This is a genomic window from Nocardiopsis sp. NPDC055879, from assembly GCF_053615935.1.
This window is the reverse complement of the sequence record NZ_JBSHCT010000002.1, coordinates 280549-304676: the sequence shown is the minus strand read 5'-3', so window position 1 is coordinate 304676 and position 24128 is coordinate 280549. Positions and strand designations below refer to the sequence as shown.

The following is a 24128-nucleotide window of genomic DNA, read 5'->3' as shown; positions in this document are numbered from 1 at the left end:
CCATCGTGCCCGATCATCACCGGCCGGTCGGTCCCGACCCCGGTGTGTCGTCCCCGGGCCGATAGCGCCGATCGATCCACTCGTCCGGGTGGAGTCGGCGTCCGTCCTGGTCACGACCGGCCCCCGGATAGGGGGTCGGGTCGTCGGAGAGGAAGTCGCCGGGGACGTGCCCGGGCGGGGGTGGAGGGGCGCCGTAGGGAGTGCTCGGTGGCGGGCCCTGCCGGTAGGGCGGTTGGGGCTGTTGTGGCTGTTGGGGCGGCAGAGGCGGCTGCGGGGGTCCGGGCCTCCCGGGCCAAGGCTCCTGATGGGACGGCGCGCCATAGGGGTTGCCTGGAACACCGGGAGGCGGACCCTGCGGAGCGGGCGCTCCGAGAGGCCCGGGGTTCCCGAACGGCGGGGTACCCGCGGGCGGACCCTGTCCCGGCGTCACCCCGGTGGCCTCCTGGGGTTCCGCCGCGCCCTCGACCGCCTCGAACTCGCCGGTGTACCCCTCCTCGCACTCGTCGTCGTAGTAGTCGTCCTCGTAGGCGGCGTACTCGTCGGCCTTGGCCAACTCCGAGGCCGGTGGGAAGACGATCGAGCGCAGGTTGAGGGCGACGTGTACGAGGATCGGCACGACCAGACTGCCCGTGCCCAGGTACAGGATGGTGAAGAGCGTGCCGGAGAAACCGGCACTGACCAGCCCCCACCAGCCCTGGTAGAGGTGGGCCAGGGAGAACAGCACCACCGACAGGACCGCGGCGATCCACAGCGGTACGTCCATGCTCGCCACCAGGACGATGAACAGTCCGCGGTAGAGCAGTTCGGCGAACACACCACCGGTGACGGCCATGCCCGCGGCCAGGGCGCGTTCCTTGGTGGTGCGCGGCAGCAGCAGGTACTGGCGACGACCCGGGTCGGGCAACGTCATGGGCTTGGCGGGCGCCCGGCGGCCGCGGTGACCACGGTGGCCCCTGCGCCCGCGCGACTCCTCCGAGGCGTCGTCGCCGCTCCCCTTCTTCCTGTTCCTCTTGCCGAGCGCCGGCAGCTTCCCAAGGGCCGGGAACCGCTCCTTGGTGGGCATGCCGTTGACCAGTAGCCAGAAGGCGAGCAACGCCACCAGGCCACCGAGGGCACCACCCACGATCGGACCCCACGCGTCGGGGAAGCGAAGCCCGAGGTCCACCGGGTGCAGCTCCGGCGAGGTGAGCACCACCGCGAGCACGAGCACGCCCCACAGGATGTGGACGCCCATCGTGACGGCGTACAGCAGTTCCAGGGCGCGGCCGTCGCCCTCGCGGCGGGACAGCCACGAGAACGCGCGTCTCCCGAGAAGCGGCTCACCGACCGCAGCGAAGAACAGGAGCAGGACCGTCAACAGGGTCCCGGTGAGACTGAACTGGGGAAGGATCTCCGACCAAGGCACGGGGCATAGCCTAGAAGACCATCTCGGGTCATAGCGCCCCGAAGTCTCCATCCGTGGATGATCATCGGTCCTCCCCTTGTGATCAGGCCGGTGAACCGCGACCGTAGAGAGTGTCACAGGTCACACTTTCGGTGGTGGCTCTGGAGACCACCACCCGGACCCCGAAGGGCTGGGTAGCAGGGATGGTAGATCGAGCCGTAGCAGCACCGAGGGCCGACCGGCCCCAGAACATCCGCAACGTCGCCCTCGTCGGCCCGACCGGGGCCGGCAAGACGAGCCTGGTCGAGGCGCTCCTCCTCACCGCCGGGGAGATTCGACGCCCCGGCAGCGTGGAAGAGGGCACGACCGTCAGCGATCACGACGACGTCGAGATCCGCCGCCACCGGTCCGTGCACCTCACGGTGAGCCCGGTGATGGTGGACGGGGTCAAGGTGAACCTGCTGGACACCCCCGGATACGCCGACTTCATCGGGGCGATGCGCGCCGGCCTGCGCGGCGCCGACGCCGCCCTGTTCGTGATCTCCGCCCTGGACGGGGTGGACGGCCGCACCCGACTGTTGTGGCGCGAGTGCGCCGCCGTGGGCATGCCGCGAGCGGTGGCCGTCACCAAGATCGACCACCCGCGCGCCGACTTCGAGGGCGTGGTCGCCCAGTGTCGAGAGTCCTTCGGTTCGGGGGTGCACGCCGCCTACGTCCCCGCGTTCGAGGGCGATGGTGACCGACGCTCGCTCGTGGGCCTGTGGGGACTGGTCTCCGAGCGTTACTACGACTACTCCGATGGGGGCGGGCCCGGGTCCGCCCCCATCTCGCGTCTCGCGCCGGACCGGTTGGTCGAGGCCGCGGGGCCGCTCCGCGAGACCCTCGTCGAGGAGGTCATCACCGAGAGCGAGGACGAGGCGCTCATGGAGCGCTACATGGAAGGGGGAACCCTCGACCCGGACCTGCTCATCGCGGACCTGAAGCAGGCGGTGGCGGCGGGCGGGTTCCATCCGGTGCTGGCGCTCAGTCCCACCCGTGGCGTGGGGGTCCGGGAGCTGCTGCGCGAACTTCCGCTGTCCTGCCCCGATCCACTCCGGCGTCCCTTTCCGACGGTGGTCCGGCCGGACGGGCGCCCCGTGGAGGGGTTGTCCTGCGACCCGGACGGCCCTCTGGTGGCGGAGGTCCTGAGCACCACCGGCGACCCGTACGTGGGCCGGATGAGCCTGGTCCGGGTGTTCTCCGGCACCCTGACCCCGGATTCCGCAGTGCACCTGCACGGCCACGGAATGGGTTCGAGCCTGGGCCGCTCTGACGAGCTCGACCGCACCGGCGACGACGCGCGGATCGGCGCATTGTCGGTTCCGTTGGGCCGCGAGGCCCGCCCCGTCGACGCGGTGATCGCCGGTGACCTGGGCACGGTCGCCAAGTTACCGGCCGCGCGCACCGGCGACACCCTCTCCTCGCCGGAACTCCCGCTGCGGGTGTCCCCGTGGGCGTTCCCGGATCCGATGATGCCGGTGGCGCTCACCGCCGCCTCCTCTTCGGACGAGGACAAGCTCTCCCGGGCGGTGTCCCGACTGGTGGCCGAGGACCCCTCGCTGCGGGTGGAGGTCGACCCCGAGACCCACCAGATGGTCCTGTGGAGCCTGGGGGAAGCGCACCTCGACGCGGCCCTCGATCGGTTGGAACACCGGGACGGCGTGCGGGTCCGCACCGACGACATCCGCGTCCCGCTCCGGGAGACGTTCTCCATGCCCGCCCAGGGCACCGGCCGCAACGTGAAGCAGAGCGGTGGCCACGGTGAGTTCGGGGTCTGCCGGATCCGGGTGGAGCCGCTGGAGTCCGGTGCGGGGTTGGAGTTCGTCGACCGGATCGTGGGCGGTGTGGTGCCGCGCCAGTTCATCCCATCAGTGGAGAAGGGCGTGCGCGCACAGATGGCCGAGGGGGTGGATGACGGCCACCCGCTGGTGGACCTGCGGGTCACGTTGTACGACGGCAAGGCCCACTCGGTGGACTCCTCCGACATGGCCTTCCAGAAGGCTGGGCGTCTGGCCCTTCGCGACGCCGCCTCGACCTGTGACCGCACGGTGCTGGAACCGGTGGACAGCGTGACCGTGGAGGTGGACGAGGCCCATCTGGGAGCGGTGCTCAGCGACCTGTCGGCCCGGCGTGGCCGGGTGGTGGGCACCGAGGCGGTCGACGGCGGCCGGGTGAGCGTCCGGGCGCAGGTCCCGGAGTTGGAGATCGTGCGCTACGCGGTGGAACTGCGGTCGGTCTCGCACGGCACCGGCGAGTTCACCCGCGACTACCTCCGCCACGAACGTCTGCCCGATCACATACGCCGTCGTTAGGGCGTGTCAAAGGACGCGGCCGGGTCGGGTGCGGTCGGCCAGGGCGTCGAAGCGGAACGTGTTGACCGGGTGGCTGGAGAGCAGGTTGACCAGCATGACGAAGAACCCGGTGTCGGTGTGCGCGCGTGCGGCGATGTCGTCGAAGTCCACGTCCCGGTACAGGTACTTGCCCGCGGCCAGGATCCGCAGCCCTTGGACCCCTTCGGGGCAGTACTCGTAGGCGTGGTTGTCGGCGGTGTACTCCTGGGCGCGTCCCAGGGTGCTGCCCACCCCGGGGATGATGTTGGCGACCGAAACCCCGAACTGCCGCCAGAACGACGTGTGTCCGGCGGCGATGTGGCCCACCTCGTGACCGATCACGAAGCGCAGCGCGTCCGGGTCACGGGCGCCCACCTCGAACAGGTCGCTGTTGACGGCGACGTAGCGGCGGAACCCGTGGCCGGACGCGAACGCGTTGACGACGCCGTTGCCGAGCACCACGTAGGCGTCGGGCACCTGGTGCATGCCGAAGCGTTCGGCGGCCTCGGTCACCATCCGGTACGCCTCGGGGAACTGTTCCTCGGTGATGCGCACCCCGTTGACCCGCTGGCGGGCGTAGAGCTGGCCCCGCACGAAGTACACCAGCGCGGGGATGCTCAGCAGCAGCAACGGCTCGTTGGGGTCACCGGACAGGGCACGGCTGACCGCGCCCGCGATGGTGAACAGCGTGACCAGGACACATCCCATCAGAATGGGTGTTTCCCGGTGATGTCGCAGGGACCGGCGCACACGGGGGTCACCCCATCGCCACGGGATGGCCCCCACGCGCGGTCAGTACCGGTACTGGGAGCCGGGCCGATCGTCGTCGACCCCGGGGGGCGGGGGTGCGTCGTGTGCTCCGCCCGCCGGAGGCGGACCGCCGTAGGCCGGACCGGCCGGGGGACCGGAGGGCGGCGGAGGCGCCCCCTCCTCGTCCATGAGGGCGGCCATGTCCGCGGACAGGGTCGACTCCTCTCCCCTGCCACCGTGCCACTCGTCGCGCGGCTCCCGATCCTGTTCGCCCATGACCGCGCCCATGTCGGCGTCGGCGGTGGACTCCACGGCGGGCTCGTCGGGCGCCGGCCAGGACGAGGCGAGGAACGCGCTGTCGTAGGCGTCGTTGCTCTCACCGAACGGCGATCCCGTGGGGGGCGGTCCGGTGAGCGGGTCCGACCCGCTCTCGGAGGGCGGCGGGAAACCCGCATAGGCGTCCTGCGGCCCCGAGGGCACAGCCATGTATCCGTCCGCCACAGGGTCCGGGGCGGCGTAGCCCCCGGAGGAGGCCATGCTCTCGCCGCCGCCGGTGTGGGCGCGCGGGTCCGCCGCCTCGGTGGGAGCGGGTCCGGCGAAGGCCGGTCCGGCCGGAACCTCGGTCGGCGGCAGGCTCGGCGTCGACGGGTTCTGGTTGTCGCTGCCCAGGTAGGACAGGGCGGCCACGGTCATCGCGGCGAGCCCGGCACGCAGCGTGGGTTCGCGGGCCGGCGAGAAGAACGGCGAGTGGTTGCTCGGGACGTTGCCCATCTTCTCGTAGGGCGTGTCACCGGGGGCCGCCTCCCACACGTCGTGCGGGGTGGCGCCCACGAACCAGAACACGTACGGGATGGGCTGCGGGTCCTCGGGCAGACCGAAGCGGCAGAAGTCCTCGGTGGCCGGGGAGGGATCCGGCAGGTGGATGACGTACTCCTCGCCGAAGTAGGCGAGGTGCGCGGAGGCGACGTCGGAGGTGCTCGTCGGGTCGTTGTGGGTGACCCCACTGCCCTGGAAGCGCTCGACCCGGGGTTCGCGGCCGGCGCCGGAGGCCGCGGCCTCGGCGCGCACGATCCGCTCGATCGCCTGTTCCAGCTGCTCGGTGACGTTCTCGTTCAGCGCCCGGGTGCTGATCTCCAGGTACGCCTCGTCGGGGATGATGTTGGCCTTGGTGCCGGCCTGGATCCTGCCGACGGTGAGGACCGCCATCTCGCTGGGGCTGATCTCTCGGGAGACCACGCCCTGGAGGCGGCTGACGATGTTGGCCGCGATGAGCACCGGATCGACGGTGGTGTGCGGTTGGGAGGCGTGTCCGCCCTCGCCGAAAACGCGCACCCGGTAGGCGTTGGCGGCGCCGAGGATGATGCCGGCGCGGTGGGAGATGAGTCCTGCGGGCTGCGGGCCGAGGTGCTGGCCGAGGATGACGTCGGGGCGCCCGAACCGGTCGTACAGACCGTCGTCGATCATGCCCTGGGCGCCGTCGAGGGTCTCCTCACCCGGCTGGGCCACGATCATGAGGGTGCCGGCCCACTCCTGGCGGGTCTCCGACAGCAGGTCCGCGACACCGACCAGGCAGGCGGTGTGCGCGTCGTGGCCGCAGGCGTGCATGACGGGCACCTCGACGCCCTCGTCGTCCACAGCCTTGGCCGTACTGGCGTAGGGCAGCCCGGTCTTCTCCTCCAGGGGAAGCGCGTCCATGTCGGCCCGCAGCATCACCGTTGGCCCGGGGCCGTTGCGCAGGATGCCGACCACACCGGTTCCGCCGACGCCCTTGTGGACCTCGTAGCCGGTTCGGGTCAGCCATTCCGCGACGACACTGGCGGTGCGCTGTTCGGAGTGTGAGAGCTCCGGGTTCTTGTGCAGATCGACGTAGACCCCCTCCACGAGCGGGAAGATCTCGTCGAGGAGTCTCATGACCACGCTTCCGTGCTGAGCGGCACGGTTGGGGTCCACCGCGTGCGGCACGGTTTCCACCGCCTTCTTCGTTCTCGTCCTGGCAGAGGCTGCAAGGGGAACAGCCGCCTTCCTGCACCTTATCTTTGGGAGGGTCGCGGATTCACACCGGCGCGTCCCGTCCATAGGTCCGATGATGGGCACCTTGGGTGCACCGGTAAGTGCCATGGGTTAGGGTCTGCACACGGTAAGCCATCTCCGGTCCGCCTCCGCGCGGGCCCGTCGGGGCCCGCCCCACACCGCTTTCGGGGGATGCGACCGGCTCTGTGAACTTTTGCCGGATTCGTGCGAACCACTGGCGGACATGTGCATGTCTCAGTAAGGTAACGGATCATGTTCGCCGACACTCCTTCGGTGCCCCCGACGCGCGCCACGCGGCACCGGACCGGCCGGTCTCCCGCAACACCTGGCAGGTCGGTGCCCTCCCCCCGACCGACGAGTCCGGGGCGACGAAGAACAAACCCCACATCCCCGTACGACGGAGTCCCTAGTGGCCTCATCCTTGACCAGTCCGACGACCCCGCGAGCGAAGGGGGACCGGCGCGGCGCGAGCTCTGGTTCACCGAACGCCCGTCCACCGGAGAACGCGCCCGGTCGTGACGCCCGTCTGGACAACGCCAAGTTCATCCTGATCGCCCTGGTCGTCATCGGCCACGCGATCGAACCGCTCAGCGACTACAGGCCCTCCAGTGCCCTCTACTACTGGATCTACTTCTTCCACATGCCCGCGTTCATCATGATCAGCGGCTACCTCTCGCGGTCCTTCGACGCGTCGTCGAAGCGAGTGGAGAAGCTGTTCCTGTCGTTGGCGGTGCCCTATCTCATCTTCTGGACCCTGCACCAGACGTTCTACGCGGTCGAGCGCGGTGGTCTTCCCGACACCCTGTCGATCCTCAAGCCCACCTGGACCCTCTGGTTCCTGGTGGCGCTCTTCGTGTGGCGGCTGACCGTTCCGGTGTGGCAGCGGTTGCGTTGGCCCGTGGCCATCTCCCTGGCCATCTCGCTCTTCGCCACGACGACGGACCTGGGCACCACCCTGTCCGTGGGTCGTGTGCTCAGCCTGCTGCCCTTCTTCGTGCTGGGACTCAGCCTGCGCCGTGAGCACTTCGCCCATCTGGACCGGCTCTGGGTACGAATCTGCTCCGTGGTGGTCATGTTGGTGACGGCCGTCCTCGCCGTGCCGGTCTCCGACCGCTTCAGCCGGGACTGGCTGTTCTGGCGGGACAGCCTCACCGACCGCGACATCGATCCCCTCATGCCGAGCATCCTCATCCGGATGATCTTCATGGCCATCGCACTGGCCATGACGTTCGCGATGCTCGCGCTCACCCCCAAGCGGCGCACCTGGTTCACGTCGCTGGGCGCCTACACCCTGTTCGTGTACCTGGGTCACTCCGTGATCCTGCTCGTGCTCAAGGCGTCCCCCTGGCACGACGTGATGTCCGGAGCCGTGGGCCTGGCCACCACCGTCGCGCTCGGCGCCGGGATCACCCTGCTGTTGTGCACCCCTTGGGTACGCAAGGCCATGGGGTGGGCGGTCGAACCCCAACTCACCTGGCTGCTCCGTCAGGACGACAAGGGGCTCGCCGGAGCGAAGGCCGACGCCGCCCGCGCGGCACCTGAACCCGGACCCGAGGAGAAGAACCCGGCCCCCAAGACCTCGGTCTAAAAGATACGAAAGAAGGGGCGGTGCGCACCGCCCCTTCTTTCATGCCGGAAGGTCCCGGGCTCAGTCCTCGGTTCCGGCCGAAGGAGCCGCGGTGAGTTCGCGACGACGCACCTCGAAGCGGCGCGTCTCCTTCCACAGCCGCAGTACCAGGACCACCTCGAAGAGGGCCAGAGCCAGGACGGAGAAGACCGCCACCGGGATGATGAGGCTGTTCAGCGGAGTGAAGAACGCCACGATCACGGTGATCGGGGCGACCACGCACAGGAACATCTCGAACTCGATGCCGCTGAACAGGTGCGGACGCACGCGGTGCCGCATCAGCAGGCCGCGGGCCCGCGGGTACAGGCCCTTGGACGACGCGGAGGTCGCCTTGCTCTCGGACTCGGCGGACTCGTCGTCCTCGGGATCGGCGGCCTGGGAGGAGGTCGCGTAGTCGTGCACCCGGTCGGCGTCACCGGAGGCGATCGCCAGGGCCTGCCTCATGGACTTGCGGGTCTTGGCGACCTGGGAACCGTTGAGGTAGCGCAGCAGGTCGAAGAAGACCACCACGGGCGCGACGATCAGGTAGGCGGGGTCGTCGGTGATCAACCACTGCCCGATGAGCAGCGTCATCACGCAACCGAAGAAGCGGATGCGGTCGAAGACGAAGTCGACCCACGCCCCGAAGATCGAACCGTTGCCCTTCAACCGGGCGATCTTGCCGTCCATGCAGTCCAGCACGAAGCTCAGGTGGAACAGCAGGGCGCCGGCCACCAGCCAGATCCACCCGGTGTCACCGGCCCAGATCGGAGCGAGGAAGCACAGGGCGGAGAACAACCCCAGTACCCCGGCGCCCAGTGTGAGCTGGTTGGGGGTGATGTTCGTGCGGTTCGCCGTCCACACCACCAGCCGGCCGGCCAACGGGTCGACCAGGAAGACGGTCCACCAGGCATCCTTGGCCTTGTAGGTCTCTTCCTTGACTTGCGCGAGAGTGAAACGCGACATGCTGGATTTCTCCTGAAGGGATCTGGTGTCCCCTGCGCCCACCGGCGGCGGCGTCGTGTCACCGGCTCCGGGCATGGGTCAGGCACCGAGTCGAGGTGGGAATCGAGTCATCATTACAGACGGAGGTACCTCCAAGGTAGTCGGTCACGGCATACTTGAGTCGTAAGAGGGGGATCAACAGGGTGCCGCCGGCGCCTAACGGCGGAGTGGTCCACCCCCTTCGGTCTCGACCGAGGTAGAGGCATTGCGTTTTCTCAACGACCAGGTTCCCGATCAGGACCTGACGTACAGCGACGTGTTCATGGTCCCGGGCCGCAGCGCCGTGGGTTCCCGTCTCAGCGTGGACCTTTCGTCGCCGGACGGTACGGGGACCACCATCCCGTTGGTCGTGTCGAACATGACCGCGGTGGCCGGTCGGCGCATGGCGGAGACCATCGCCCGACGCGGCGGGATCGCCGTCATCCCACAGGACATCCCCATCGAGGTGGTGTCCGATGTCATCTCTTGGACCAAGCAGCGGAACCTGGTCTACGACACCGCCATCACCCTCAACCCGACGAGCACCGTCGGCGAGGCCCTCAACCTGCTGCCCAAGCGGGCGCACAACGCGGTGATCGTCGTCGACGACGACCGGCGTCCGCTCGGTGTGGTCACCGAGGCCGACTGCGCGGGCGTGGACCGCTTCGCACAGCTGCGCGACGTGATGTCCGACGAGTTGCTGACCATCCCCGCGGGCACCGAGCCCCGTGAGGCGTTCGGCATACTGCACGACTTCCGCCACCGGTTGGCCCCGGTCGTGGACGAACAGGGCGCCCTGGTGGGTGTGCTCACCCGCACCGGCGCGCTGCGCTCCACGCTGTACACGCCGGCCGTGGACTCGGAGAACCGGCTCCGCGTGGCCGCCGCCGTGGGCATCAACGGCGACGTGGCGGGCAAGGCCGCCGAGTTGCTGGCGGCGGGCGCGGACACGCTGGTGATCGACACCGCGCACGGCCACCAGGAGAAGATGATCGCCGCGATCGAGAAGGTCCGCGCGCTCTCTCCGAACGTGCCGATCGTGGCGGGCAACATCGTCACCGCACAGGGCACCCGCGACCTCATCGAGGCCGGCGCCGACATCGTGAAGGTCGGCGTGGGCCCGGGTGCGATGTGCACCACCCGGATGATGACCGCGGTGGGCAGGCCGCAGTTCTCCGCCGTGCTGGAGTGCGCGGCCGCCGCCCGTGACATGGGCGGACACGTGTGGGCCGACGGCGGTGTGCGCCACCCGCGCGACGTCGCGCTCGCCCTGGCCGCCGGCGCCTCCAACGTCATGGTGGGCTCGTGGTTCGCGGGCACCTATGAGTCTCCGGGCGACGTCCTGCGCGACGCGCAGGGCCGCCAGTACAAGGAGAGCTTCGGGATGGCCTCGGCCCGCGCGGTGAAGCTGCGCACCGCCGAGGACTCGCCGTTCGAGCGGGCCCGCAAGGCCCTGTTCGAGGAGGGCATCTCGACGGGTCGGATGTACCTGGACTCCGAGCGTCCGGGTGTGGAGGACCTCGTCGACCAGATCATCGCGGGTGTGCGCAGCTCCATGACGTACGCGGGCGCCACCTCGCCGGCCGAGTTCCACGAGCGTGCCGTGGTGGGCGTGCAGAGCGCCGCCGGCTACAACGAGGGGCGCCCCGTGGAGAACGGCTGGTAGACCCCGGCCACGGCGGACGACGAAGGGGGGAGGGGCTTCGGGCCCCTCCCCCGCTTCTCGTGTTCAGGCGCCCGTCGTCCCGCCCTTGGCCTTGTACTCCTTCCGGTACGCCCCGCACATGCGGTCGGCGTGCCGGATGGGTTCGGGGATGCGGTACTTGGGTGACATCCGCAGGATGAGGTCGGCGGCTCCGGCCAGGTCCACCCGGTGGCCCACGGACACGTACACCGGCTTGGTGCGGCTCCGGGTGCGCAGGGTGCGGCCGATCACCTCGCCGCCTTGTTCGGCGAGGGTCTCGGTGTCCTCGACGAGTTCGGAGCGTCCGGCCACCATGGGGGTCCAGGAACCACGTTCCTCGCCGGGCAGGGAGTTCCGTCCGTAGAGCACCGTCTTGGCGGAGCCGACCACGCGGGCGTCGAGGAGGACGCCGAGGTGGCTGGCGATCCCGAAGCGGCGGGGGTGGGCCAGGCCGAAGCCGTCGCTGACGAAGACGTCGGGGGTGACGTTCAACCCCTCGATGGCCTTGAGGACCGGCGGCAGCTCACGGAAGGCGAACAACCCGGAGATGTAGGGGAAGGAAGGGGTGTCGGCGACCAGGGAGGTGTCGACGACCTCCAGGGTGCGTGCGTCGAGGACCACCGCGGCGGCGGCGAGTTCGGTGTCGCCCACCCCGTAGCTGACGTCCAGGCCACAGACCAGTTCCACCGCGTCGGCGTCGAGTGGTTCGGAGCGCACGCGGTCGGCGAGCGACCGTTGGCGGGCCACCGCCTCCTTGGGGTCCATCGGCCAGTTCTCCGGGTCGTCCAGTGCCTTGGCCGCCCGTTCGGCGATCTCCGTCATCGGTCCCCCACCATCTTCCGCCTGTCTGCCAGGCGCAGTCTAGGCCGTACACCTCGGGCCATGCCCCCGTACACGGCCCGAGGTGGATCAGTGCGCGGCGCGTTCCACGGTGAACGGCTCTCCGTTCGCAGGGACCCCCACCCCGGCCCAGGTGAAGGGGAGACCGCCGGCCCGGTCCGGGTCGGCGTGGTCCATCAGTTGGAAGTGCAGGTGCGGTTCGGAGGAGTTGCCGGAGTTCCCGCACTCGCCGATCTTGTGGCCCGCGACGACGTGGTCGCCCTCCCGCACGGCGACGGAACCCTGCCGAATGTGGGCGTAGGCGGCGTACACACCGTCGCCCAGGTCGAGGATCACGTGGTTGCCGAGGATGCGACCTGGTCCGCCCAGGGCTCGGACGAAACCTTCCAGGAAGAGGTAGAGCAACCCCGGATAGGAGTTGCGGCTGAGGTGGTCGCGCTGTCCGTCCGAGGTGTGCACGACCGTGGCGTCGGCGACGGCGAACAGGGGCGCCCCGAAGGACGGGAAGTCGGCGGCCGGGCGCATGACCGGCCGCCAACCGTCGACGATCGGGCGACCGGAGTCGATGAGGATGTCGATCGCGAAGGTCTGCCCGAGGCCGTGGGTGCCGTGGCTGGGCACCTTGTCGGAGGGTCCGTTGAGTCCGGTCCACTCGCCCTCCACCGGTGGCGCGACCTCGATGGGGGGCAGGTCGATGCGGCGCGAGGTCCGTCGTCCGGCGAGCGCCCCGCACGCCATCGCGGCGAGGTAGAGGGCGAGCGCCGGCACGGCGACCAGGAAGCCCGCGTAGCCGGGGATGGGCGCGCCCAGGTTCGACGCGATGACCAGCACGAACACCACGGCCGTCAGCACGAAGAAGATCCGTGTCAGCACGGCACCCGTCTTGCGCAGCCTCACTTCGTTCATGGCCCCTCCTTGTCTCGTCCGCCCTGTCCACAGGATTACGCAATTACGTATCTATTGCAATAGATACGGGAAAACGAGTGAACCTGTGCGGGAGACCACAGTCCCGGGCGATCGCGGCGCGGGTTCGACACAGTACGGTGGAACCCGAATTTGTACTGACTGGTCAGTTCAAAAATAGGAGGACACCAGGAATGCGTCGGGCCACCGGAGCACGCGTGCACGCCGAGGACGTCACGCTCACCACCCGTGAGGGCCCCGTCTACACGGGGGTCGACCTCACCGCCCGGCCGGGAACGCTCACCGTCTTCCAGGCGGACTCCGGCGGAGGCCGCAGCTCCCTGCTCCTCACCCTCACCGGGCGTATGCGCCCCACCGGGGGCGAACTGCACGTCGACGGCCACCCGCTGCCCGAACAGGCGCGCAAGGTCCGCCGCATCAGTGCCCTCGGCCTCATGGACGACGTCAACGTGCTCGACGAACGCCTGCGTGTACGCGAACACCTCTCCGAGGCCCGCCTGCTGCGACTACGCCCCGCCGCGAGCACCGTCGCCGACGAGGCCATGGCGGCGGTCGGCCTGTCCGACCTGGACCGGAGCACCCTCATCAAGGAACTACCGATGCCCGAACGCCGACGCCTGGGCATGGCCCTGGGACTGGTGCACGAGCCCCGCCTACTGGCGGTGGACGACGTCGACGGCGGGCTGAGCCCCCAGAACCAGGCCGCCATGTGGCGCACCCTCAAGGACCTGTCCGACGAAGGACTCACCGTCATCGCCACCTGCGCCGACGCCCGGGAACTGGCCACGGTGGCCGATCACGACACCCAAGGACCGATCCCCATCCGGCAGCGCGACCGCCGCGAGGGAGGCGCCCACCGTGTCCAGGACTGACCGGACCCCGCGCCCGCGCCCGCTGGCCGTCCCCCGCCTCGGGCTGCTCACCATGCGGTCCTTCCTGCGGTCGCCCCTTCCCACCGCCGCGCTGGCCGCCCTGACGCTCATCCCCCTGCTCTACTCGGGGATGTACCTGTGGTCCTTCTGGGACCCCTTCGACCGCATGGAACACCTGCCCGTCGCCCTCGTCGTCGAGGACGAGGGGGCCGAGGTGGACGGTGAGCGGATCAACGCCGGCGAGGAACTCTCCGACACCCTCCTGGAACGCGGTGACCTCGACTGGCGCCTCGTCGACGCCGACGACGCCGCCCGAGGCCTCGCCGGTGGCGACTACTACGTCACCCTCACCGTCCCCGACCACTTCAGCGAGTCCCTCACCTCGCCCTCGCGCGAGCGGGAGGACCCCACCACCGCCCTGCTCGTCGCGAACTACAACGACTCCAACAGCTACATCGTCCGCCAGCTGGCCGGCAGCGCCTTCAACGAGATCCGCCAGGCCGCCGCCTCCTCCGCGATCAGCGACTACCTCGACCAGATCTTCCTCGGCTTCAACGAGATCCACGACAAGACCGAGGAGGCCGCCGACGGGGCCGACCGGCTCTCCGAGGGCGCGGGCGACGCCGAGAGCGGTTCCGGTGAACTCTCCGACGGCATCGACGACGCGCACACCGGAGCGGGCTCCCTCGACGAGGGGATCGGCGACCTGTACGAGGGTTCCAAGACGCTGGCGAGCGGCGCCGGCGACGCCTCCGAGCAGGTCTCCGCCAAGGTCGACGAGCTGGACACATTGGCCGACGACGTCCTCCCCCGGGTCGAGGAGGACATCCCCGACATCCAGGAGCGCGCCGAGCTGATCGCCGACGTGGCCGCCGGGGTGAACGACGCCCTCGACGAACTACCCGAGGAGATCGACGTCTCCGGCATGGAGGAGGTCGACGGCCGCCTCACCGCCTACCTGGAGGAGAACCCCGAGCTGGAACGGGAACAGCCCGAACTGCACGTGCTGCTGACCGACCTCCAGGACGCCATGGACACCGCCCTGGACGTGGCCGGGTTCGTCGACGACAACCGCGCGCAGATCGACGCGACCGCCGACGACGCCGCCGCGCTGAGCGAGCGCGCCACCGAGATCGCCGACGACCTGCCCGACATCGTGGGCCAGGCCGAGGACGCCCGCGATCAGATCGACGAACTGGACGAGGGATTGGCCGACCTGGCCGAAGGCGCCGGGAAGCTCCGCGACGGGCTGTCCACCGCGTCCGAGGGCGCGGGTGAGCTCAACACCGGTCTGGGCACCATCGGCGACGGCGCGGGCGACCTGCACGACGGGCTCGGGGAACTGTCGTCGGGCTCCGACGAGCTCGCCTCCGGCCTGGCCGATGGGGTGGAGGAGATGCCCACCTACTCCGACGACGGGCGGACCACCGCCGCCGAGATGATGAGCGACCCCGTCCGGCTGGACAGCGAGGTCGACAACGAAGTGCCCGACTACGGCACCGGATTCGCCCCGTTCTTCGTACCCCTGTCCCTGTGGGTGGGCGCGATGGTCGTGTTCATGGTGTTGCCGGCCCTGTCCGACCGCGCCCTGGCCTCGTCCGCGCCGTCCTGGCGGGTGGCGTGGGCCGGTCGGGTGGCGCCCATGGTGCTCGGCTGGGCGCAGGTGGCGGTCATGATGGCCGTCCTGCACCTGGGGTTGGGCCTGGAATCGGTGAACTGGCCGCTGATGCTGGCGTTCCTGTTGCTCACCGCGTCCGCGTTCGCCGCCACCGTGCAGTTCCTGACCGTTCGGCTCAAGGCGGCCGGTCGTGTGGTGGCGCTGGGGCTGCTGGTGCTCCAGTTGACCTCCGCCGGTGGCACCTATCCGATCGAGACCAGCCCGGGCTTCTTCCAGGCCATCGGGCCCTACCTACCGTTGTACTGGGGTGTGACCGCGATGCGGCACCTGATCGGTGGCGGTGACATGGCGTTGGTCGCACAGGCCTTCGGGGTGATGTCCCTGTGGTTGGTGATACCCCTGTTGTTGACGTGGCTCGCCGTGGCCCGCAAGCGCTCATGGACGATGTCCACGCTCCATCCGGCCTTGAGGATTTGACCGGCGGGCACAATGGAGGCGATGAACGTGCAGACCCCGGGCCCGGCCCGACGTGTGGGAGGCCGCCGCGAGGCGACCCGACGCAAGCTCTTCGAGGCCGCCGTGACCCTGGTGTCCGAACAGGGATACGGCGCCACCACGGTGGACGAGATCGCCGAACGGGCGGGAGTCGCCAAGGGCACCGTCTACTACAACTTCGGGGGCAAGGACGAGTTGTACGCCGCCCTGCTGGAATGGGGCGTGACCCGGCTGGCCGACACCCTGCGGCAGGCCGTCCCAGGTCCCGAGGTCGAGCCCCGCCAGGCGCTGACCGAAGTGCTGCGGGCCGGTGTGGTGTTCATCGGCGCCCACGAGGCGCTGGCCCGGCTGCTCATGGCGGAGACCTGGCGCACCAACCGCTCCTGGTACACCACCGTCCGACAGATCCGCACCCAGGCGATCGGGGTCATCACCGAACAGCTCGACGCGATGGTCGAACGTGGTCTGACCCGGCCGGACCTGGACACTTCACTTGCGGGATCCGCCCTGTTCGGCATGGTGGTGACCGTGGCACTCGACTGGCGGACGCTCCAACCCGAACGTCCCGTGGAGGAGATCCACACCACCCTTGCGCACGTGGCCGACGGATTGATCGGCTCCCCCACCCCGACGCGCTGAGCGTCACCCCCACCCCGCGCGAACCCGGAAGGACTCCCCCGACATGGCCGACCTCTATCCCCTGTTGCCGGCTCTGGCCGGAGCGATCATCCTGTTGGTCGTCGCCCGGGACACCCGAATGGAGCTACGCCTGATCAGACACGGCGTGCGGGCCAAGGCCCGGGTCATCGGCTACCACGAGACCTCGGTCGCGTCCCGGATGATCGTGCAGTTCCAGACCGAGGACGGCAAGGAGGTCCACGCCGAGCACGAGAACACGGGGTGGACCGCCTCCCGCGCGGGGGAGATCGTCACCGTCTCCTACGACCCGGACAGCCCCGAGCGGGCCCGGATCGTCTCCGCCCCCTGGTTGAGCCACTACGTGCGGGCGCTGTTCGGCACCCTGGGTCTGATCCTGGTACTGGCCGGGATGTTCCTCGGTTATCTGAACTGGAACGAGACCCCCTGAGGCTCATACGGGGGTGGGCCGCCGCTCCGGTGGGCCGGGGTGTTCGGTGTCGGGCGCCGAGTAGCGCACCAGACGTCCGGGCAGCCCGCCGTCCAGGGTGGCGCGGGTACGGACCCGGGTCCCGCAGACCAGGTCGACCAGTCCCGTGCCGTCGGAGCGCACCAGCGCGGTGCAGGCGTGCAGGGCGACCACGATCAGTGACCACCACCCCAGGCCGAGGGCGATGAGCGCCACGATGGGCGCGTGCAACAGGAGTGTGCGCGCCAGGACGCGGTGCCGGGCGGCCGGGCGGGCCGCCGTGGGTTCGGTCAGCGCGAGACGGACGGCGGAGCACCCCGGGGTGGACCGATCGCGACGCAGCAGGGGCAGGAAGAGCGAGAACACCACCGCCAGGCCGAGGAGCATGGCGGCGCGCACCTCGTTCTCGGCTCCGGGTTCGACCACTCCATAGGCGTGCGCCAGCGCGACGACGAGGGCCGATCCGTACCACCACGACCCCAGGTCCAGCAGGACGCCGAGAACCCGGCGGGTGAGGTCGGGGAGGCCGCGGTCGGGCACCGCGCCCGGCCAGGAGCGATGCGGACCCCACGGCCACAGCGCCGGCACCAGGCGGGCCAGGAGCCACCCGAGGAGGACCCCGGCCACGGCGATCCCCGTGAGCGCGCTCGCGTCGTCGGCGTAGGAACAGGGGTAGAGGCCCAACACTCCGGTCGCCCGGATCGCGGTCACCGCCAACGCCAGTGCCGTTCCCAGGGCGATGGTGACCAGGAGACCTCGACGGAAGCGGGCGCGGGCCAGGATTCCGACCGGGAGGAACACCCCGAGGGCGAGCAGGGCCGAGCCCACGTCCAGGGCGGGTGCCGGTCGAGGCACTACCGGGCACAACCCGTCGATGGAGGTCGGCAGGGGCCAGACCGCGTAGGCGGCCAGACCGATTCCGCTGAGCAGCGCGGCCAGTGTGAGCTGTCCGGGCCAGCCGACCAGGCGACCGTAGCGCCGGTGTTGTCCGCGTAGGTAGAGGGCGGACCCGATCACCATCAGCAGTGGCAGGCCGACCACCGCCACGTCGATGGCGGCCTGTCCCCCGCCGAACGCCTGCCCCATGGTGTCCCTCTCCCCGTTCCCGCGCCTCCGGGCCGCAACGCTAGTACGGACGAGGGCGAGGTGGGCGCGGTACCGAGTTTTTGGAACCCCATACCCATTGGTACGACGGTCGTATGTACCGGTGAATAACTGTTGTCGTACCCCTATGGCCGCATGTGACCTTTGTCCTATAGTCGTGCGCAACATCAGCACCATACTCACCAGTAGGTGGCAGACCAGCACTTGTATGAACATTTCACCGGTTCATGGCAGACTGCCTCCACCCCCGGATAATCCGGCGTTTCCCAGCCGAGATACGATCCCCAAAGCCGAAAACCCCCATATGTGGTTACTCTGCGGCAAGACCGTGTCACCCACACCCCAGGAGGGGCACGGCGTCTGGGCGGGAGGCGGTGTGCACACGCCGGTCGCGAAGAGCGACGAGGCGGACACGCCCCCGAGCCCGAATGACTCACCCCATGACGCGGAGCGACAGGAGCATCGTGCAGGCAGTACCGAGAAAACGTGGGCGTACGATCACCGCCCGTATCCGCGCCATGGTCATGATCCCCACGACCGCCCTGCTCGTGCTGTGGCTGGCCCTCACCATCGTTCTCAGTGGTGACGCGGCCTACCAGATCATCCGGGCCAAGGGCACCGAGGATCTGCTCACCCCTGCCGCGGTCGGCCTCGTGGACGCCATGACCGAACGCTCGGCCACGATCGCCTATCTGGAGAACCCCGACGACGCCGACCTCTCCCAGAGGATGGCCGAGGCCCGGCAGAGCACCGACGAGTCCCTCGGTGTGATCGTCGAGGACCTCATGGGCTTCGCCGACCTGGCCCCCGGTGACGGCGGCATGCACATCGAGATGCTGTACGGCATGTACCAGGACATCGACCAGACGCGCGAGGCCATCGACTCCGGTGACGCGGGCCGCGACGACGTCCTGGACTACTACAACGAGCTCATCCAACACGGCTCCGACAGCTTCGACAGCCAGGGCCGCACCGGTAACGACGGCGACGCGGTCAACCCCGGCTTCAGCGCGGTGTACATGTTCCGCACCGTGGACATCCTCGCCCAGGCCGACGCCCAGATCGCCCGAGGCTTCGCCACCGACGAACTCAGCGTCGAGGACCAACGCGAGTTCACCGCCATGATGGGCTCCTACGAGGCGTTTCTGCACGCCAACGCCCCCTACCTGGGGGGTCCCGGCCAGCAGGAGCGCTACGAGGCCGTCCTGGAAAGTCCCGAGTACGCGGCCCTGCAACAGATGCGGGCCGAGATCTCCGGTCGTGAGGTCGAGACCGAGACCACCACCGACCCGGTCACCCTCGCCCCGGAGACCGTCGACGACCTGTCCATGCCGGTGGACGAGGCCGCGTGGGACCAGGCCTACGGGCACGTCCTGACCGAACTCACCGCCCTGGGCGCCGACGAGGCCGACTACACGGCCACCGTGATCCGCAGGGACGCCAACCGAGCCGTGATGCTCGCGGTCGGCGGCAGCCTCAGTGTGGCCGCCGTGGCCGGTGCCGCCTTCTACCTGGCACGGCGTTCCTCCCGCAACCTCACCGAACGCCTGCTGACGCTGCGAGACGAGTCGCAGTCGCTGGCCGAGGAGCGTCTCCCCTCCATCATGGGGCGCCTGCACCGCGGCGATCGGGTCGACACCACCACCGAACTCCCCGAGCTGCGTGTCGAGGACGACGAGATCGGTGACGTCGCCAAGGCCTTCAACACCGCCCAGCGCGCCGCTGTCGATGAGGCCGTGCAGCAGACCGAACTGCGTCACGGCATCAACCGCGTCTTCCTCAACATCGCGCACCGCAGCCAGACCCTGGTCCACCGCCAGCTGCGCCTGCTGGACAAGATGGAGCGCGAGCAGGAGGACCCGGAGCAGCTCTCCCAGCTGTTCAAGCTGGACCACCTGGCGACCCGTTCGCGTCGTAACGCCGAGAACCTGCTGATCCTCGGCGGTGAGGCCCCCGGTCGCACCTGGCACCGCCCGATGCCACTGATCGACGTCCTGCGCGGCGCGATCTCCGAATCCGGTGACTACACCCGGGTCAAGCGCGAGCGCATCGCCCGGGTCGACCTCAACGGCCCCGCCGTCGCCGACGTCATCCACCTCGTCGCCGAGCTGGTCGACAACGCCGCCATGTTCTCGCCCCCGCACACGAACGTCCGGCTGAGCAGCGATGACGTGCCCAACGGCGTGACGGTCGAGATCGAGGACCGCGGCCTGGGCATGACCGAGAGCGAGCTGGAGTCGGCCAACTCCCTGTTGGCCGAGCCGCCCGAGTTCGACGTCATGCGGCTCAACGAGAAGATGCGTCTGGGTCTGTTCGTGGTCTCGCACCTGGCCCACCGCCACGGCATCCGTGTGCACCTGCGTCCCTCGCCCTATGGCGGTGTGCAGGCCATCGTCCTGCTGCCGCAGGAGATCATCTCCGGTGACCGCACCCCGCTGACCTCCTCCCAGGACTCCAAGGAGGACATCTGGGAGGTGCGCGAGATCGTCGATCGCACCCCCGAGGCCGCCCTGGAGTCAGGTCGGACCGACGGTGAGGGAGACACCGACAAGCCGTTGCTGACCTCGGTCGCCACTCCGGTCGAACCGAGCACGGGTGAGGACGTCCTGGCCGGGCCCGGGGACGAGCGTCCTCCGCTGCCCACCCGCGGCTCCCGGATCAGCGCCGTGCCCGACACCTCGACCGAGGCCAAGGCGCCATCGACCCCGTCTGCTCCTTCGGCCCCGGAGACGGTGCCGTCCGGCGGTGGCCGACCGGCGCTGCCCAAACGACGCCCACAGGAGAACCTCGCACCCCAGTTGGCCGACGACCCCTCCTCCGAGGGCTCGGGCGGACCCGCCTCCGGCTCACGGGACGTGACCCCGCACGCGCTCGACAGCTCGGAACGGCTGGAACGTCTGCGCAAGAACATGTCCGCGTTCCAGAGGGGGACGGACCGTGGACGACGTGAGGGCCGGCAGAACACCAACGACACCGACAAGGACTCGTAACCGTGACCAGTATCGAAAGCGCAGGCGGGACCGCCGGCAAGAAGGACATCGACTGGCTGCTCGACGAGCTGCTGGACCGCGCGGTCGGTTCCCGGCACGCGATCGTCCTCTCGGCCGACGGCCTGCTCATCGGCCGTTCCCGTGACCTGGTCAAGGAGGACGCCGAGCACCTGTCCGCCGTGGCCTCCGCGTTCCAGAGTCTGGCCCGGGGCACCGGCCGCCACTTCGGCGGCGGCGAGGTACTCCAGACGGTCGTCGAAATGGAGCAGGCCTACCTGTTCGTCACCGGTGCGGGACGTGGCGCCTGCCTCGCCGTCCTGGCCGAGGAGAGCGCCGACGTGGGACTCATCGCCTACGAGATGAACGTCCTGGTCGAGCAGGTGGGCCGTTACATGGACGCCGCGCCTCGCCACGAGGGCGCTACTCCCGAAGCCAACCGATAGGGGTCGGTATGCAAGCGCATGACGAGTTCCCGGGCGGTATACGTCCCGTCCCACCCCAGCGTGACGTGGTGGGCGACTACGGCGAGGATTCCGCCCCCGAGGAGGCCGGCCCGCTCGTACGCCCCTACGTGATCGCGCAGGGCCGCGACCACGCGGACACCGTCCAGTTGGACATGATCAGCGTGGTGATCGCGGCCAAGCGGGCCGAGGTCGACGAACTGGCCCTCGAACCGGAACAGCTGCGCATCCTGGAGCTGTGCCGAAGGCCGCAGTCGGTGGCCGAGGTCTCCGCTCACCTGGACATCCCGGTCGCCGTGGTCAAGGTGCTGATCAGCGACCTGCTCAACCGGGGCCTCGCCCTGGCCAGAGCCCCCTACAAAGCAAAGAGCCCGGTGAGCCGGGACGTACTCCAGGCGGTACTCGATGGCATCCACAGACTCTGACCCTGGCACCGAGGCCCCGGTTCCCTCGGCCCTGAAGATCCTGGTCGCCGGTGGCTTCGGCGCCGGAAAGACCACCTTGGTCGGTGCGGTCAGCGAGATCGCCCCGCTCAGCACCGAGGAGGTGATGACCGAGGCCAGCTACGGGGTCGACGACCTGTCCGGGGTGGAGTCCAAGTCGACCACCACGGTGGCGCTGGACTTCGGCCGCATCACCATCAACGAGAGCCTGGTGCTGTACCTGTTCGGCACACCCGGCCAGGAGCGTTTCTGGTTCATGTGGGAGGAGCTGTCGGAGGGCGCCCTCGGCGCCATCGTCATCGCCGACACCCGTCGCCTGGAGACGTGCTTCGCCGCGGTGGACTTCTTCGAGCGTCGCGGCGTGCCTTTCGTGGTCGCGGTGAACTGCTTCGAGGGAGCCCACCTGTACGAACCGGAAGAGGTCCGCGAGGCGTTGAGCCTGAACCCGGAGATCCCGGTCGTCCTGTGCGACGCCCGCGACCGGAAGTCCGCCAAGGATGTGCTGCTGACCCTGGTCAACCGCGTCGCCGAGAGCGTCAGCGCCTGACGGCCCCGGATCGTTAGGCGGTGGACACCCCCCACTTCCCCTGTACACGCGGGCCTTCCGGGTAAAGTCGGGGCGACGAAACGGAGTGACGTTTCGTGTACCCGACGACCCTGGATCCGTCTCGGGCGGGCCAGGACGAAGGTGGGAGTTCCCATGAGACGTTTCGACCTGCACGACAAGATCCAGAAACTGGACGCCGAAGCGGACTGCGAGGAGATCGTCCGCCTCCTGGGAACGCGGGAGTTCCCCTGGGACATCGAACAGGCTCTGGGCCTGGCGCTGTACCGCACCTACGCCATGCCCAGCGTCGGACAACTGCTCGGTGACACCCATGAGTTCACCGAACGCACCCAGCACCGCTACGACGACACCGCGCTGATCCTGAACGACATCATGGAGCACGGTTTCGGCCCCGGCCGCGGCCGTGACGCGCTGCGTCGGATGAACCAGATGCACCGCTCCTACGAGATCAGCAACGAGGACTACCTCTACGTCCTGAGCACCTTCGTCGTCATGCCGGTCCGCTGGCTCAACGACTACGGTTACGGATGGCGCCGCCTCACCGACCACGAGATCGCCGCGAGCACCAACTACTACCGCAAGCTCGGCAAGCACATGGCGATCAAGGACATCCCGGAGACCTACGAAGAGTTCCGCCGGCTCATGGACTCCATGGAGGCGGAGCACTTCGCCTACACCGAGGGCGGCCGCGCGGTCTCCGACGCCACCCTCGAACTGATGGTGAACTTCTACCCGTCCTGGCAGCGCCCGCTGGTCCGTCCCTTCACCAAGGCCCTGTTGGAGGACGGCCTGATCAAGGCGTTCGACTACCCGGAACCGTCCGCCTTCTGGCGCAAGGCCAGTGACCTGGCGATGAAGGGCCGGGCCAAGGTGGTGCGGCGGATGAAGCCGCGCGAGGAACCGCGTTGGGCCCGGATGAGCCCCAACATCCGCATGTACCCCGACGGCTACGACCCCTCCCGCATCGGCACCTTCCCCAAGGGTTGCCCGGTCCCCCACGACATGCTCACCCAGGAGGTCGCCGCCACCGGAGCGAAGGTCCCCGCTCCCGGCCAGGCCATCGCCCCCGAACGGCGTTGACACCCCTCCCCGGAGGACCCCTGAGACATGAGCCGGGCCCTGGGCCGGGCATCGCCTCGCACCGGACCTACGCGGTCCCCGGCCTCGGTGAACTCCTCGATCGGACCGATGGGTTCACCGAGGCCTGAGCGACCGCCGCCGCGTGGATGCGCAGGAAGGCGTCCACTCCCGACCGGACCACCGCGCGCACCTCTTCCTCCGGCAGCGGCAGCGCCCCGAAGAACGCCCGGTTGTTGACGGGACTGCGCACCAGGGCCATGTAGTGGCCCGCCGCCTCGTCCTCCTCATCGGGTTCGAGTGCCAACAGGCCGCGGTCGGCCATGCCCCTCAGGTACGTGGCCAGGGTCCGCAGCGAAAGGCCGGGGCCGCGCGCCGTCCACACCCTGGCGGCGTCCGGGAAGTGCGCGGCCTCGGAGATGAGCAACCGGACCAGGGCGCCGTGGTCGGGTCGGCGTCCGTTCGGGGAGAGCCACTCGTCCCCGAAGGCGATCAGCGCGGTCCGGGCGTCCTCGGCGTCGGCGAGGTGGCGTTCGGCGATGCGGGCGTGGTCGGCCGCCAACGCGGCGCTGCTGCGCTCCACGATCGTGACGAACAGTTCCCGTTTGTCGGCGAAGTGGTTGTAGATGGTGCGTTTGGAGACCCCGGCGTCGGCGGCGATGGCGTCCACCGAGGCTCGGGTGTAGCCCTCATGGAGGAACACACGCAGCGCCGCCTCCACGATCGCCTCGCGTTTGACCTCGGAACGGCGTGCGCGCGCCTCATCACAGGGGTCCGTCATCGCCCACCTCCACCGTGGCCGCACCGATCCGTCTACCCCCAC

Annotated in this window: 20 protein-coding genes; 12 read left to right on the top strand and 8 right to left on the bottom strand. The window is 69.4% G+C overall.

Translation table 11 applies throughout. The annotated features are described in order from the left end of the window. Positions 1-16: 16 nt before the first annotated feature. Positions 17-1405: a CPBP family intramembrane glutamic endopeptidase gene (locus tag ACWGKS_RS03545; RefSeq protein ID WP_358513316.1), complete on the bottom strand. Its 1389-nt coding sequence runs from the start codon at positions 1403-1405 to the stop codon at positions 17-19. Positions 1406-1587: 182 nt separating this feature from the next. Between ACWGKS_RS03545 and ACWGKS_RS03540 the strand changes: the two genes are divergently transcribed. After that, positions 1588-3735: an elongation factor G-like protein EF-G2 gene (locus ACWGKS_RS03540; protein ID WP_358513318.1), complete on the top strand. Its 2148-nt coding sequence runs from the start codon at positions 1588-1590 to the stop codon at positions 3733-3735. Between the two features lie 6 nt (positions 3736-3741). On the opposite strand, the gene ACWGKS_RS03535 is transcribed toward ACWGKS_RS03540, so the two are convergent. Together ACWGKS_RS03535 and ACWGKS_RS03530 are read right to left on the bottom strand one after the other, a co-directional pair. Continuing rightward, complete coding sequence (locus ACWGKS_RS03535; protein WP_358513320.1) at positions 3742-4461, bottom strand: M48 family metallopeptidase; 720 nt, start codon at positions 4459-4461, stop codon at positions 3742-3744. Between the two features lie 84 nt (positions 4462-4545). Further along, entirely contained in the window at positions 4546-6474 is a 1929-nt protein-coding gene (locus ACWGKS_RS03530; protein ID WP_358513322.1) for an amidohydrolase, read from the bottom strand. 481 nt (positions 6475-6955) lie between these two features. On the opposite strand from ACWGKS_RS03530, the gene ACWGKS_RS03525 reads away from it, so the two are divergent. Further along, the gene (locus tag ACWGKS_RS03525; protein ID WP_358513324.1) at positions 6956-8122 is read left to right on the top strand and encodes an acyltransferase family protein; all 1167 of its coding nucleotides are present in this window, start codon (positions 6956-6958) and stop codon (positions 8120-8122) included. Positions 8123-8182: 60 nt separating this feature from the next. On the opposite strand, the gene ACWGKS_RS03520 is transcribed toward ACWGKS_RS03525, so the two are convergent. Beyond that, positions 8183-9106, bottom strand: coding sequence for a CDP-alcohol phosphatidyltransferase family protein (locus ACWGKS_RS03520; RefSeq protein ID WP_358513326.1), 924 nt, complete (start codon positions 9104-9106; stop codon positions 8183-8185). 244 nt (positions 9107-9350) lie between these two features. Here ACWGKS_RS03520 and ACWGKS_RS03515 point away from each other — a divergent pair, with 244 nt between their 5' ends. Beyond that, positions 9351-10790: a GuaB1 family IMP dehydrogenase-related protein gene (locus ACWGKS_RS03515; RefSeq protein WP_358513328.1), complete on the top strand. Its 1440-nt coding sequence runs from the start codon at positions 9351-9353 to the stop codon at positions 10788-10790. Between the two features lie 63 nt (positions 10791-10853). On the opposite strand, the gene ACWGKS_RS03510 is transcribed toward ACWGKS_RS03515, so the two are convergent. Together ACWGKS_RS03510 and ACWGKS_RS03505 are read right to left on the bottom strand one after the other, a co-directional pair. Then, positions 10854-11630, bottom strand: a complete 777-nt coding sequence (locus ACWGKS_RS03510) for an endonuclease V (protein ID WP_452521627.1) — start codon at positions 11628-11630, stop codon at positions 10854-10856. A gap of 87 nt (positions 11631-11717) precedes the next feature. Then, positions 11718-12554 (bottom strand): M23 family metallopeptidase, encoded by an 837-nt coding sequence (locus ACWGKS_RS03505; protein ID WP_358513333.1) that lies wholly within the window; start codon positions 12552-12554, stop codon positions 11718-11720. Between the two features lie 191 nt (positions 12555-12745). Here ACWGKS_RS03505 and ACWGKS_RS03500 point away from each other — a divergent pair, with 191 nt between their 5' ends. The 4 genes from ACWGKS_RS03500 to ACWGKS_RS03485 are packed head-to-tail and all read left to right on the top strand — an operon-like array spanning position 12746 to position 16644. Then, positions 12746-13444, top strand: coding sequence for an ATP-binding cassette domain-containing protein (locus tag ACWGKS_RS03500; RefSeq protein ID WP_358513335.1), 699 nt, complete (start codon positions 12746-12748; stop codon positions 13442-13444). Positions 13445-13496: 52 nt separating this feature from the next. Continuing rightward, positions 13497-15539 carry a YhgE/Pip domain-containing protein gene (locus ACWGKS_RS03495; RefSeq protein ID WP_358513365.1) on the top strand — a complete coding sequence of 681 codons (2043 nt, stop codon included), beginning with the start codon at positions 13497-13499 and terminating at the stop codon, positions 15537-15539. 12 nt (positions 15540-15551) lie between these two features. After that, complete coding sequence (locus tag ACWGKS_RS03490) at positions 15552-16196, top strand: TetR/AcrR family transcriptional regulator (RefSeq protein WP_358513337.1); 645 nt, start codon at positions 15552-15554, stop codon at positions 16194-16196. Positions 16197-16239: 43 nt separating this feature from the next. After that, a complete protein-coding gene (locus ACWGKS_RS03485) occupies positions 16240-16644 on the top strand; it encodes a DUF3592 domain-containing protein (protein WP_358513339.1) in 405 nt (134 codons plus the stop codon). 3 nt (positions 16645-16647) lie between these two features. Here the strand turns inward: ACWGKS_RS03485 and ACWGKS_RS03480 are convergent, their stop codons facing one another. Next, positions 16648-17748: an antibiotic resistance protein VanZ gene (locus ACWGKS_RS03480; protein ID WP_358513341.1), complete on the bottom strand. Its 1101-nt coding sequence runs from the start codon at positions 17746-17748 to the stop codon at positions 16648-16650. A gap of 458 nt (positions 17749-18206) precedes the next feature. On the opposite strand from ACWGKS_RS03480, the gene ACWGKS_RS03475 reads away from it, so the two are divergent. From ACWGKS_RS03475 to ACWGKS_RS03455, 5 genes are all read left to right on the top strand, one after another. Beyond that, positions 18207-20756, top strand: coding sequence for a sensor histidine kinase (locus tag ACWGKS_RS03475; RefSeq protein ID WP_358513343.1), 2550 nt, complete (start codon positions 18207-18209; stop codon positions 20754-20756). Positions 20757-20758: 2 nt separating this feature from the next. Further along, positions 20759-21199, top strand: coding sequence for a roadblock/LC7 domain-containing protein (locus tag ACWGKS_RS03470; protein WP_358513345.1), 441 nt, complete (start codon positions 20759-20761; stop codon positions 21197-21199). Positions 21200-21207: 8 nt separating this feature from the next. Continuing rightward, on the top strand, positions 21208-21642 hold the full coding sequence (locus tag ACWGKS_RS03465; RefSeq protein ID WP_358513347.1) for a DUF742 domain-containing protein: 435 nt from the start codon (positions 21208-21210) through the stop codon (positions 21640-21642). Further along, positions 21623-22207: a GTP-binding protein gene (locus ACWGKS_RS03460; protein ID WP_358513349.1), complete on the top strand. Its 585-nt coding sequence runs from the start codon at positions 21623-21625 to the stop codon at positions 22205-22207. Before ACWGKS_RS03465 ends, ACWGKS_RS03460 begins: the two co-directional genes overlap by 20 nt. Before the next feature lie 153 nt (positions 22208-22360). Then, positions 22361-23308, top strand: coding sequence for an oxygenase MpaB family protein (locus ACWGKS_RS03455; RefSeq protein ID WP_358513351.1), 948 nt, complete (start codon positions 22361-22363; stop codon positions 23306-23308). Between the two features lie 67 nt (positions 23309-23375). Here the strand turns inward: ACWGKS_RS03455 and ACWGKS_RS03450 are convergent, their stop codons facing one another. Then, positions 23376-24086, bottom strand: a complete 711-nt coding sequence (locus ACWGKS_RS03450) for a TetR/AcrR family transcriptional regulator (RefSeq protein WP_358513353.1) — start codon at positions 24084-24086, stop codon at positions 23376-23378. Between the last annotated feature and the right edge of the window lie 42 nt (positions 24087-24128).